The organism is Kitasatospora sp. NPDC089509 (assembly GCF_044749365.1).
Lineage (GTDB): Bacteria > Actinomycetota > Actinomycetes > Streptomycetales > Streptomycetaceae > Kitasatospora.
The window spans coordinates 594661-606809 of the sequence record NZ_JBIVHS010000003.1; the positions used below are offsets into that span (position 1 = coordinate 594661).

General features: G+C 71.6%; 10 protein-coding genes. 6 read left to right on the top strand and 4 right to left on the bottom strand.

All coding sequences use genetic code 11. From position 1 onward, the window contains the following. Nucleotides 1-5 precede the first annotated feature (5 nt). From asnB to ACIP4P_RS09070, 4 genes are all read left to right on the top strand, one after another. On the top strand, nt 6-1838 hold the full coding sequence (gene asnB / locus ACIP4P_RS09055; RefSeq protein WP_400916193.1) for an asparagine synthase (glutamine-hydrolyzing): 1833 nt from the start codon (nt 6-8) through the stop codon (nt 1836-1838). A 59-nt stretch (nt 1839-1897) separates the two neighbouring features. Continuing rightward, a complete protein-coding gene (locus tag ACIP4P_RS09060) occupies nt 1898-2389 on the top strand; it encodes a PhzA/PhzB family protein (protein WP_400916194.1) in 492 nt (163 codons plus the stop codon). Between the two features lie 69 nt (nt 2390-2458). Beyond that, entirely contained in the window at nt 2459-3478 is a 1020-nt protein-coding gene (locus ACIP4P_RS09065) for a methyltransferase (RefSeq protein ID WP_400916196.1), read from the top strand. Between the two features lie 125 nt (nt 3479-3603). Beyond that, complete coding sequence (locus ACIP4P_RS09070) at nt 3604-4482, top strand: PhzF family phenazine biosynthesis protein (RefSeq protein ID WP_400916198.1); 879 nt, start codon at nt 3604-3606, stop codon at nt 4480-4482. A gap of 123 nt (nt 4483-4605) precedes the next feature. Here the strand turns inward: ACIP4P_RS09070 and ACIP4P_RS09075 are convergent, their stop codons facing one another. From ACIP4P_RS09075 to ACIP4P_RS09090, 4 genes are read right to left on the bottom strand one after another with little or no spacing between them, the layout of a single operon-like run. Then, nucleotides 4606-6045 (bottom strand): lyase family protein, encoded by a 1440-nt coding sequence (locus ACIP4P_RS09075; protein ID WP_400916200.1) that lies wholly within the window; start codon nt 6043-6045, stop codon nt 4606-4608. After that, on the bottom strand, nt 6042-7256 hold the full coding sequence (locus ACIP4P_RS09080) for an MFS transporter (RefSeq protein ID WP_400916201.1): 1215 nt from the start codon (nt 7254-7256) through the stop codon (nt 6042-6044). Before ACIP4P_RS09080 ends, ACIP4P_RS09075 begins: the two co-directional genes overlap by 4 nt. Then, nucleotides 7256-7960: a GNAT family N-acetyltransferase gene (locus ACIP4P_RS09085; RefSeq protein WP_400916203.1), complete on the bottom strand. Its 705-nt coding sequence runs from the start codon at nt 7958-7960 to the stop codon at nt 7256-7258. The genes ACIP4P_RS09080 and ACIP4P_RS09085 overlap by 1 nt, the downstream gene beginning before the upstream one ends. Before the next feature lie 57 nt (nt 7961-8017). Continuing rightward, on the bottom strand, nt 8018-9739 hold the full coding sequence (locus tag ACIP4P_RS09090; RefSeq protein WP_400916423.1) for an FAD/NAD(P)-binding protein: 1722 nt from the start codon (nt 9737-9739) through the stop codon (nt 8018-8020). A gap of 743 nt (nt 9740-10482) precedes the next feature. On the opposite strand from ACIP4P_RS09090, the gene ACIP4P_RS09095 reads away from it, so the two are divergent. Then, a complete protein-coding gene (locus ACIP4P_RS09095) occupies nt 10483-11073 on the top strand; it encodes a hypothetical protein (RefSeq protein WP_400916205.1) in 591 nt (196 codons plus the stop codon). Between the two features lie 106 nt (nt 11074-11179). Further along, entirely contained in the window at nt 11180-12052 is an 873-nt protein-coding gene (locus ACIP4P_RS09100; RefSeq protein WP_400916207.1) for a hypothetical protein, read from the top strand. Nucleotides 12053-12149 lie beyond the last annotated feature (97 nt).

Consider the following 12149-nt stretch of genomic DNA (forward strand, 5'->3'; position numbering starts at 1 on the left):
AGTCGATGTGTGGAATATCGGGCTGGGTCTCCTTCGACCGGGACCTGACTCAGCACCGCGCGGACCTGGACGCGATGACCCTGACCATGGCCTGTCGGGGCCCCGACGCCGAGGGCGCCTGGCTCGACCGGCACGCGGCGCTCGGCCACCGGCGCCTGTCGATCATCGACCTCGAAGGCGGCACCCAGCCGATGTCGGTGCGCACCGACGACGGCGAGGTGACGCTCACCTACAGCGGCGAGGTCTACAACTTCACCGAGCTCAGGGGCGAACTGGTCCGCCGGGGCCACCGGTTCCGGACCCGCAGCGACACCGAGGTGGTGCTCCACGGCTACCTGGAGTGGGGCGAGGCGGTCGCCGAGCGGCTGAACGGCATGTACGCCTTCGCGATCTGGGACGCCCGGGTCGAGCGGCTCGTGCTGATCCGCGACCGGCTGGGCGTCAAGCCGGTCTACTACTACGCCACCGAGGACGGGGTGCTGTTCGGCTCCGAGCCGAAGGCGATCCTCGCCCACCCGCTGGCGGAGCGCGCGGTCGACCTCGCCGGCCTGCGGGAGCTGGTCAGCTTCACCCACACGCCGGGGGCCTCGGTCTGGTGCGGGATGCGCGAGGTGCTCCCGGGCGGCGTGGTCACCGTCGACCGCGGCGGCCTGCGCGAGCACCGCTACTGGACCCTGCCGACCCGCGTCCACACCGACGACCGGCAGACCACCGTCGACACCGTGCGCACTCTGCTTGAGGACATCGTGGACCGTCAGCTGGTCTCCGACGTGCCGCGCTGCACACTGCTCTCCGGCGGGCTCGACTCCAGCGCGATCACCGCCCTGGCCGCCGCCCGGCTCGGCAAGGAGGTGCGCAGCTTCGCGGTGGACTTCGTCGGACGGGAGGAGGACTTCGTCCCCGACGAGCTGCGGGGCACCGCGGACGGCCCGTACGCGCTCGACGTGGCGGCGCACGTCGGCACGCAGCACCGGACCGTCGTGCTCGACCACGCGGCGATGGCCGATCCGGAGATCCGCCGCAGGGTCATCACCGCGCGGGACAGCCCGTTCAGCTTCGGCAACATCGACGCCTCGCTGTACCTGCTGTTCCGGGCGATCCGCGAGCACTCCACGGTCGCCCTGTCCGGGGAGTCCGCCGACGAGGTCTTCGGCGGGTACCGCTGGTTCCACCAGCCGGAGGTCCAGGCCGCGGAGACCTTCCCGTGGATGGCCGTCTTCGTCAGCGGCGCGAAGGCCCAGGCGTCCGACCGGTTCAACGCCGACATCACCGCCGCCCTCGACCTGCCGGCCTACATCCGCGAGCGCTACGCCGAGGGCGTCGCCGAGGTCGAGCGGGCCGACGGCGAGAGCGACCACGAGCTGCGGATGCGGGTGATGTGCCACCTGCACCTGACCCGGTTCGTCCGCATGCTGCTGGAGCGCAAGGACCGGATCAGCATGGCCGTCGGGCTGGAGGTCCGGGTTCCCTTCTGCGACCACCGGCTGGTGGAGTACGTCTACAACACCCCGTGGTCCATGAAGACCTTCGACGGCCGGGAGAAGAGCCTGCTGCGCGCCGCGACCGCCGATCTCCTGCCCCGGTCGGTACTGGAGCGGACCAAATCGCCCTACCCCGCCACGCTCTCCCCGCAGTACGCGGCATCCCTGCTGGAACAGAGCAGGGAACTGCTCGCCACCGACGACCCGGTGTTCGAACTGGTCGACCGTGGTCGGCTCGAACGGATCACGCGGCAGGACCCGGGCACGATGAGCCTCGATGTCCGCAACGGCATGGATCGGGTCCTCGATCTGAGCACGTGGCTGGACGTCTACCGCCCCGAACTCCGGCTGTCCTGACGGCGCCGGTGCCACGGTAATTCAGCACAGGGAAAACCCATCCCACAGAAGGACACGAGATGGCAGACACCCATGCGCAGCCCGAGCACGTCGGAAACGACGTCGAACTCCGCCGCCGGCACCGCGAGGTGGTCGCGGACTACATGAGCCGGAAGGGCGAGAACCGCCTGACGCGGTACCTGCTCTTCGCCGAGGACGGCAGCGCCGGCCTCTACACCACCGACACCGGGGAACCCGTCGTCTCGCAGGGCCACGAGAAACTCCGGCAGCACGGCGAGTGGTCCCTGCGGATGTTCCCCGACTGGGAATGGAAGAACGTCCGGATCTTCGACACCCAGGACCCCAACCACTTCTGGGTGGAATGCGACGGAGAAGGGCAGATCCGCTATCCGGACTACCCGCCGGGCCACTACCGGAACCACTTCATCCACTCGTTCGTGCTGGCCGACGGGAAGATCAAGCAGAACCGCGAATTCATGAACCCGTTCCAGCAGCTGCGGGCGCTGGGCGTGGAGATCCCGGAGATCAAGCGTGGGGGAATCCCCACCTAGTCCGATGTCGTCCGTACGAACAGTGGGCCTCCCGGTACCGGACCGGGAGGCCGGAATGGGGAGTCGCACATGACAGTCGACATACAGGCCACCCGGGACGTGATCGAGGTCATCACCGGTGGCTGGCGGGCCCAGGCCCTCTACACCGCCGTCAAACTGGACCTGCCGGACCACATCGAGGCCGGCCGGGACACCGACCCCGAACTCGCCCGGGCGACCGGCGCGGACGAACGGGGCGTGCACCGGCTGATGCGCCTCCTGGTGGCCATGGGCGTGTTCGAGGGCGACGGGACGACCGGCTACCGGAACACCCCGCTGAGCACGGCCCTGCTTCCCGGGCCCCAGTCCATGCACGACCTGTGCCTGCTCTACGGCGAGGAGTTCTACACCGCCTGGGGCCACGCCCACCACGCCGTCTCCACGGTGAGCTCGGGCTTCGAGGCCGCCTACGGCCGGCCGCTCTACGAGCACCTCGGCCACGACCCCGCGCTCACCCGGCGCTTCCAGCACACCATGAACGCCGGAAGCATGTTCTTCCACCAGGTGCCGGAGGTGTTCGACTTCTCCGGCCGGACGGTCGTGGACGTGGGCGGAGGGGGCGGACAGCTGCTCGCCGCGATCCTCGCCGCGACGCCGGACGCCGAGGGCGTGCTCTTCGACCGCGAGCACATGATGCCCAAGGCCCGCGAGCACCTGGTCGCCGCGGTCGGACCGGAGCGCGTCCGGCTGGTCGGGGGAGACATGTTCGAGGGCGTCCCGGAGGGCGGGGACGTCTACATCCTCTGTCGGGTGCTGGCGGGTTGGGACGACGACGCAGTCGTCGGCGTCTTCGAGAACTGCCGCCGCGCCATGACGGACCCCTCCGCACGGCTGCTGCTCCTCGACCGCTTCGTCGCGGACAAGGACTCCACCGTGCTGCCCGCCCTGTGGGACCTCCACCTCCTGATGACGACCGGCGGCGCGCACCGCAGCCTCGACCGGATCACCTCCCTGCTCGACCGGGCCGGCCTGGACATCGTCCGGAGCGCCGAACTGCCCATGGAGAACACCGCGTTGGTCGCCGCGGCCCGCCCCTCGCCGCAGCCGTAGCGGAGCCCCCCGCACACCCGGCGCCGCGGGCCGTCGCCCGGTACCAGGCCCTGTTCGACGCCCACCGACCCGGCATCCGTCCCCCGGCCCGCGCGGTGTGCGGGGGACTTCGAGAACGGAAACCCATGGGTACGTACGAGTACGTGGTGGCCGACGTCTTCACCGACGTCCCGCTGGAGGGCAACCCGACCGCGGTCTTCGTGGACGCCGCCGGGATCCCTCCCGAACGCATGCAGCGGATCGCGCAGGAGATGCACCTGTCGGAGACCGTCTTCGTCCTCCCCCCGGAGGGCGACGGCGACGTGCGGGTGCGGATCTTCACCCCGGTGAACGAGCTGGCGTTCGCGGGCCATCCGACCCTGGGGACGGCCATCGTGCTCGGCCAGGCGAACAACGCGAACAACGCGGACAAGGCGGACAGGGCGGACACGATCCGGATGGAGACCGCCATGGGCACCGTGGTGTTCGAGCTCGAACGGGCCGACGACGGCCGGGCCGACTCCGCCTGCATGTGGCAGCCCGTCCCGACCTGGGAACTGTACAAGCGCGCCGACGAGTTGCTCGCCGGTCTCGGCCTGGCCCCGGCCCCCCGGACGCTGCCGGTCGAGGTCTACCGCAACGGGCCTCGGCACGTGTTCGTCGGCCTGGACGGCGTGGCCTCGCTCTCCGCCCTCGAACCGGACCAGCGGGTCCTCGCCCGGCTGCCCGACATGGCCGCCAACTGCTTCGCGGGCGCGGGCTCGCAGTGGCGGCTGCGGATGTTCTCGCCCGCCTACGGCGTCGTGGAGGACGCGGCCACCGGCTCGGCCGCCGGCGCGCTGGCGGTGCACCTGGCCCGGCACGGCGTGATCCCCTTCGGGGAGTGGATCGAGATCCGCCAGGGCGTCGAGATCGGCCGCCCCTCGACGATGCGGGCCCGGGCCTTCGGCACGCCGGGACGGATCGAGTCGGTCCAGGTCGCCGGGTCCGCCGTCGTCGTCGCCCGCGGAACGCTGTACGCGTAGCGGCGTAGCCGTGTAGCCGTGTGACGGGCATGGGGCGGCGAACGACGCCGGGGGCCCGGCAGGAGCGGTGACCGTCCACTCCTGCCGGGCCCGGACGGGCGGGGCCGTCGGGTCGGGGGCCGGTTATCCGGCCAGTGCGCCGAAGCTCGCCTCCAGTGCGGCCTCCGCCGCCGTCAGCCGCCCCGCCGTCGCGTCGAGCCACGACGCGTCGGCCCGCACCGCGTCCCGCGCCGCCGCGAGCATCCGCCGGAACTCGGCCGGCTGCGGGCCGCCGAGGCCGCGGTAGCCGGCGACCATGTCCGCCGGGTCCAGCGCGGCCCGGAACTGCTGCTCGGTCAAGGGGAGTTCGCCGTCCACGCCGTCGAACCCGCCCGCGATCCCGCGGTACAGCCGCCGGGCCTCGGCGAAGTCCAGCCGCTCCACCGTCAGCCCCTCGCCGCGCCCGTACGTGACCAGGGCGGAGGCGAAGCTGTGGCCGACGTGGAACGGCACGTCGCAGTCGCGCTGCAGGACGTTCGCGAGCTCTGAGGTCGTCGAGTAGTCGGACCGCACCTCGTCGAGCGCGGCCCCCTCGTCCAGCCGCATGCCGCCCACGATCGCCGTCATCTCCCCGAGCAGGGCGAGGGTGCGGTCCAGGGTCCGCTGCGCCTCGGCCCGCTTGTAGTCGGTGAGGCCCGAGCACACGTTGTGCGCGGCGAGCGCCGTCGAGACGCCGTCGCCGATCACCTCGCTGGCCAGCAGCCGGGCCCGGTTGAGCGCGACCGGGTTGCGCTTCTGGGGCATCAGGGTGCTCGGGCTCAGCAGGTCGGTGTTGTCCAGGGTGATCCACGGCCGCGCGTGGTGGTACTGCGCGTGCACGTCCTGGACGAAGGTCCCGAGGGACAGGGCCAGCGCCATCGCGCCCGCCGCCACCTCGAACCCGACGTCGATCGGCGAGAGTTGGGCCGCGTCGAAGGAGTTCTCCACGGGCTCGTCGAACCCGAGCAGCTCGGCGAGCCGCACCCGGTTGACCGGGAAGCTCGACGTCGCGAGCGCCGCCGCCCCGAGCGGGCACCGGTTGACGCGCGGGTAGGCCTCGGCCAGGCGGAGCGCCGAGCGCCGGAGGGTCGCCTCGTAACCGAGCAGGAGGTGGCCGAAGGTGGTCGGCTGGGCCTGGACGCCGTTGGTGTAGGCGGGCACGATCGCCGACCCGTACCGCTCGGCGAGGGTGAGCAGGGCGGTGCGCAGCTCGCCGAGCGCGCGGTGGACGAGGACGAGACGGTCGCGCAGGAGCAGCCGGTAGACGGTGGGCAGCATGTCCTGGCGGCTGCGCCCGGAGTGGATGCGGGAGCTGTCCGGCCCCACCAACTCCCGTACCAGGGGCTCGACGTGCAGGTAATCGGTCGGCCGGTCGGCGCCGGGTGCCTCGGCGTCGGAGACGACCTTGGCGATCGCGGCCGCCGTCCGGGCGCCGACCTCGCGCGGGGCGATGCCCTCCTCGACGGTCATCACCGTCGAGGCCTTGTCGAGCCGGCAGAGCCAGAAGAAGGTGTCCCGGTCGGTCAGGTCGGTTGTGATGGTCACAGCGCGGGTTCCTTGATTCGAAGGGGTCGGGAGGCCGGGGCCGGCCAGGCGGCGAGCGCCACCAGGACGCTGAGGCCGACCACGGCGGCCAGCAGGCCGACGGTCGCGCCCCAGCCGGCGGCGGTGTAGAGCGGGGAGGGTGCGACGGCGCCGATGCTGCCGCCGGCGTAGTAGGAGGTCAGGTACAGCCCGACCGCACTGGACCGGGCGGGTCCGCCGGCCTCGGCGGCGTAGCCGATGGCGCACGCCTGGCCGGAGAACACCCCGGTGGAGGAGGCCGCCAGGCCGAGGATCACGGCCGGGGTGGACGGGACCAGGGTGAGGGCGAGGCCGGCCAGCGAGACGACACTGACCAGGACGAACGTCCTGCGTCTGCCGATGCGGCCGATCAGCCGGCCGGTGAGCGGCGTGACGACCACGGCGACCAGGAAGACGGCGAACACCGCGCCGATCTCGAAGGTGCTCAGCCCGAACGGCGCGGCTTCGAGCAGCATCCCGGCGTAGGTGAACGAGCCGACCTGGAGGAACAGGATCGCCGCCCCGATGAAGCAGGTGCCGAGCAGCCGCGCGTTGCCGAAGTGCCGCCCGATGCCCCGGAGGCTGGCCAGCAGCGACTCCGAGCGCCGGAACCGCCGTTCCCGGGGCAGCCAGGCCGCCGTCACCACGAGCGTCACCAGCAGCACGAGGGCCATGGCGAGGAACGACGACCGCCAGCCGAACTGCGTGGTCACCGCGCCGGAGAGGAACCGTCCGCAGAACCCGCCGAACGCCGTACCGGAGACGTAGAGGGCGTTCGCCCCCTGTGCCGCCGGGCCGGTGCACTCCTCCGCGACGTACGCGACGGCGACCGCGAAGACGAACGGGATGAACAGCCCCTGGGCGAACCGGCACACCAGCATGGTGGTGAAGTCCCGGGCGAGCGCGCAGGCGAGGGTGGCGGCCAGCGACGCGCCGATCGCCGCCACCATCACGCGTTTGCGGCCCAGGAAGTCCGAGACCGAGCCGGCGAAGGGGGCCAGCAGGGCGACGCCCAGCGTCGTCGCGGTGATCGTCCAGGTGGCCCGTTCGACCGGTACGTGCAGGTCCCGGGCGAGGTCGGGCAGCAGCGGCTGGGTGGAGTAGATGTTGAGCAGTGCGCACAGGCCGAGCAGGAAGACGGCCGTCCGGGCCCTCGGTGACAGCGGCCCGGCGGCGTCGGGACCGTTGGGCACTACGCCGACTTGGACGGGGACTTGGACGGCGACTCGGAGGTCTGCCCGGACGCCGGCCCGGAGGCCTGCTCGGCGCGGTTGAGCAGCCAGCCCAAGTGCCGCTTCACCGCGGGCCATTCGCCGGCGATGATGCTGTAGTAGCAGGTGTCGCGCAGGGTTCCGTCCGGCAGGATGACGTGGTTGCGCCAGACGCCCTCCAGCTTCGCCCCGAGCCGTTCGATCGCGCGCCGGCTCGGCTGGTTGAAGAAGGCGGTCCGGAAGCTCACCGCGATGCAGTCCTGCTGCTCGAACGCGTGCTGGAGCAGCAGCAGTTTGGCCTCGGTGTTGAGCGGGGTGCGCTGCACGCTGCGGCGGTACCAGGTGTGCCCGATCTCCACGCGGCGGTTGGCGGCGTCGACGTTCATGTAGCTGGTCATGCCGGCGATCCGGCCCTGACCGTCGAGCACGGTGAAGGGCACCATCCGCCCCTCGTCGGCGAGTCCGAGGCGCCACTCGATCTCCTGCCGCATGCCGTCGGGGGAGGGCACCGCGGCGAACCAGGTGTCCCACACCTTGCCGTCCTCGACGGCGTCGACGAGTTCGGCCTCGTGGCCGGGTTCCAGCGGGACCAGCGTCACGTGGTCGCCCTTCGCCGTGAACGGCTCGATCCAGGGCGCGCGTTGGCCGGTGGTGCTCGTGGTGCTCGTGGCGCTCGTAGTGGTCATGGTGGTCATGGCGGTCTCCGAAGAAGAAAAGGAAGAAGTCGGGGAGGGTCCCGGCCGTCAGGCCTGCTGCGGGGAGCGCTGCGGTGCGCGCAGGTGGTCGACCATGGCCTGGACGGCCGCGGCCGCGTCCGCGGTGATCCGGGAGTCGATGCCGGGGGCCGGCAGCATGTTGGTGAAGTAGTGCGCGCCTTCGGTGAGATGGCCGAGCGCGCACAGGTTCGGCACGACCGAGCCGTCCGCGTCGATCAGCCGTCCGGCGGCGTCGACGTCGAAGCCGCCCGGCTGGAACCAGCCGTTGGCGAACGGGCGGGCGTGCCCGGCGGACAGCAGCGACCGGGTCAGCGGCGAGGCGTCGTGCTCCGGCAGGAACGGGTCGATGCTCGCCCCGACGAGCACGTCGAAGCGGGTCGGCGGCGAGGACTGCCGGGCGCCGTCGAGGACGAACCCGGCGCCGTCCGGGTCGGGACGGGCGGTCGCCCCCGGGCCCGCGCCGAGGTGCAGGGTCCCGGCGGCGAACAGGGCGCGCCACTCGCGCGACCGGGATGCGGGCGGCCCGGCCGCGACGGCGTTCAGCATCGGGGCGTACACCTGGCAGAACTGCTGGTGCGAGGCCGGGGTCAGGCCGCGGTGCTCGACGGCCAGCCGGAGCCCGTCGCGCAGGTCGCGCAGGGCGTCGGCGGCGGCCTTGACCGGGTTCCCCAGGTTCCCCTCGGCGGCGCGGCGTTCGTCCGTGGCGAGGAAGTCGACGAGTTCCGCCTGGTGTTCGTCGAGGGTCCGGAGCGGGCCCGGCGCCGGGCGGCGCAGAAGCGATTCGACATCCGGAAGGTCCGCCGCTCCGCCCGCCGCTCCGCCCGCCGCCTGGGCGGCCGTGCGCAGTTCGGCGCGCAGCAGGGGGAGCACCTGGCTCTCGAAGTCGAGCTGGCCGTGCGTCAGGCGGAGCCTCACCAGCTCCTCCTGCGTCAGGACCGAGGGCCGGTGGGTGTCCGCCGGTGTCTTCTGGTTGACGGCCCGGGGCGAGAACACCCGGCCGCTGCGCGAGTAGACGTGGATCCGGGGCTCGTCCCCGCTGGGGCGGTAGACCGGCTCCCCGTCGGCGCCCGTGACGAACCGTCCGCCGCGGCCGACGGTCAGGCTGGCGACCGCGTCGATCGCCGACAGCCCCATGCCGCGCACCGCGACCCGGGCGCCGGGCTCGATGGCGTCGAGCTTCTGCAGCGGGTAGCAGTTGCGGACGTAGCGCAGCCGGGGGTTGGCCCGGCGGTGGTCGGCGACGAACTGCTGGATCGCCTGGTCGTCGGTCGTCGGGTGGTTCGTCCCGTGGCCGGTGGTGAGGAAGACGAAGTCCGCGGCGACGATCGCGCCGTCCGACAGGTTGAGGACCCAGGACCGGTCCCGCAGGGCCCGCAGCGTGTGCGCGGTCGCCCGGTGCTCGTGGACTCTGATCGTGTCGGGGGCCTGCCGGCGCAGGAGCCGGTAGCAGTGGGCCAGGTAGCGGCCGAGGACGCTGCGCGGCAGATAGGTGTTCCCGGGGACGCCGGCCCACTCGGCGAGGCTGGGCCCGGAGGCCGGTTGCCCGGAGGCGTTCGAGTCGCCGGTGCGGAACACCGTGACCTGGCCGGCGACGGTGTTCATCAGCAGATGGTTGGCCTGGCTCGGGTAATGAGTCCCTGAACCCGGCTGATTCGGGTCGATCAGATGGATCGACAGGCTTTCCCAGGAGATCTGTGGTATTCCGCAGATCCGCTCAAGAATGCTGAGTCCGCGCGGGCCGCCGCCCACGATGGCAATGGAGACGTGCTTTGAAGTCAAAGTAACCCCAGGGTTAAGAAGTGGTCAGTGCACGGGGCGAGTTCCGGTCTGACCTGGAAGTTGGTGTGACGGAGGCAGGAATGAGGCGTCATGGCGACGAACTCCAGGTGATTTTTGGTGACTTCCGTGCGGCGGCGCCGCAACGGACGGACCGGCCTCGAATGGCCGTCGGACGGGTGGCGTACATCCCCATCAAAGCCCGACGGGTCGCGCACGAAGTCCGGTTCAACGGAATTGATTCAACCCGAGTGCCGTCCTGACGGCAAGTGAGGAAAGTGTGTGCACGGAGCCGAAGGGATGTGAACGTACGACCGGTGTCATTGGAGCACGAACCGAATTCACGCCGCCGTCCGCCCGATTCCGGCCAGGAAAACCGCGACACGGGGTCGTTCCGGACATCCTGATGGCCGGTGTGCACCGCTCCGGGCGAAACGTCGCTCCGGTCGGCCCATACTGCCCGTGCGCGGGCGTACGTCCGCTGAGGTCGCGCATCCGCACTTGTCCGGTCGGCCACCCTTTTCTGCCCGATTTCTGCCCTCCGGCCCCTGGCCTCGTGATCGTTCGTCGCGTATGCAGGAGGGGTTGCCCCTTCTCCCTAGGTAGGGCCCCTTCTCATGCGTGCCCAAGACAACGACCGGTCCACGCGGGACGAACGTGCCCGCACCACGCCCCGCGCCCCCGCAGCGGCGGGCGGCGCGTCGCGCGTCGGCCTCATGGCCTTGCAGGCCGGTGCCGGGAACGCGGCCGTGGTCCAGATGCTGCGCCGGGCCGGCCACTCCGGGGCCGGCGAGCAGCACCGGCACTCCGCCGGCTGCGGCCACCCGCAGGCCGGGCAGGAGGCGCCCGCGGTGCAGCGCTCCACCGTCCAAGCGGTGCTGCGCGGGCCCGGCCGTCCCCTGGACGACACCACCCGCGCCGCACCGGTCCAGCGGGCCGAGGGGCGTGGTGCACCACGGATCGCACCCGCGGGACGGGCCCCGGCCGTGCAGCGGGCGGCCGAGCTCGCCGACCTCGCCGGGGGCGGGAACGCCGGCGCCTTCGGGCAGGCCGTCGCGGACGCCGAACCCCAGGGGGCGGGCACCGTCGCGATCGTGCCCGCCGTGCTCAGCCGAACCCTCGACCTCATCAACATCGCCGAGCAGTACGAGAGCGGCTTCGAGGAAGGCACCGCACCGGCGGACCGCTTCGCCCTGGTCATCGGCGTGAACATCCGGACCCGCAACCCGCAACCCGCAGGACGCTGCGACCGCGCAGACCCTGTTCACCCAGAAGGTCAACGCCTTCCGCACCGCCTGGGGCAATGACCGGTTCCGGGTCGCGGTCATCGGATTCACCTGGGCCAACCACGGGACCAAGGCCCAGGAGACCAACCAGCGGACCATCCCCTACGGCGAGATCCGGGACAGGATCATGCGCTCCCCCGAGACGACCGCCATGATCGCCGGGCTGCGGGCCGCCGGGCGGGAGCACGTCTACCTTCACACCAGCGACGCCGACACCGCATCGTTCGCCACCGAAGCGGGACCGCTGTTCTCCGCGGCCGCCGAGCACCTGGACACCGGGAGGCTGGACGTGTTCAGCGGCGGCTACACCTCCCCCGCGGACCGAAGGACCGCCGACGACGACGTGCTGATCTGGCACGCGAGCCAGGTGGACCTCGCCGTCCGCAGAGCCATGGCCCAGGTGGAGCCCGCCCTGGTCTACTACCCCGAACCCAACACCTTCGTGAAGGTGCATGAGCACTACGACGAGCTGGAGGACGGCGTCACCTTCGGCAGTGGAGCCCAGGAAGGCCAGCAGCTGATGGACTCACTGCACAACAACCGGTACGACGGGGTGAAGGGAGACTTCGACCCGAAGTACGCGATCGCCACCGACATGGACCGCGTCGGTCAGAAGGTCGGGGGGCACCCCAGGGGCACCCCGGTCACCGATGCCACCATCAAGCAGTTGTTCGCGCTCGCCCAGACCCACGCCAGGCAGCAGGAGTGGACCAAGCGCGTCAAGCTGGCGTTCGAGCACACCGACGTCGCCGCGTGCAGGGCTCTGGAAGCCCTCGTCTTCGCGGGCCTCACCACGGAGAACCTGTCCCAACTGCCCGCCGTCCTACCGGAAACCCCCATCGGTTCCGCTGCCATCGACCGCGCGGCCGGGAAGGAACCGCTCAAGGGGGTCGATCCCGGAGTCATCGCCACCGCGAAGGCAAGCAGGGACGCCCTGGTCCGGGCCGTGGTCAAGGCCGTGCGGGCACTGCGGGAACGCAACGACCAGCGGCCCGGGTGAGGTCGGCACAGGCCCTGGTTCTTCGGGAGGCACGGGAGCGCACAGCCCGGGGACCGGCGGTGGGAGGGTCTCTGACGGTGCATCAGTAGCGGAGTGT

Coding starts and splice junctions, on each gene's coding strand:
- asnB (WP_400916193.1), top strand. CDS start 6: ATGTGTGGAATATCGGGCTGGGTCTCCTTCGACCGGGACCTGACTCAG.
- ACIP4P_RS09060 (WP_400916194.1), top strand. CDS start 1,898: ATGGCAGACACCCATGCGCAGCCCGAGCACGTCGGAAACGACGTCGAA.
- ACIP4P_RS09065 (WP_400916196.1), top strand. CDS start 2,459: ATGACAGTCGACATACAGGCCACCCGGGACGTGATCGAGGTCATCACC.
- ACIP4P_RS09070 (WP_400916198.1), top strand. CDS start 3,604: ATGGGTACGTACGAGTACGTGGTGGCCGACGTCTTCACCGACGTCCCG.
- ACIP4P_RS09085 (WP_400916203.1), bottom strand. CDS start 7,960: ATGACCACTACGAGCGCCACGAGCACCACGAGCACCACCGGCCAACGC.
- ACIP4P_RS09095 (WP_400916205.1), top strand. CDS start 10,483: ATGGCCTTGCAGGCCGGTGCCGGGAACGCGGCCGTGGTCCAGATGCTG.
- ACIP4P_RS09100 (WP_400916207.1), top strand. CDS start 11,180: ATGCGCTCCCCCGAGACGACCGCCATGATCGCCGGGCTGCGGGCCGCC.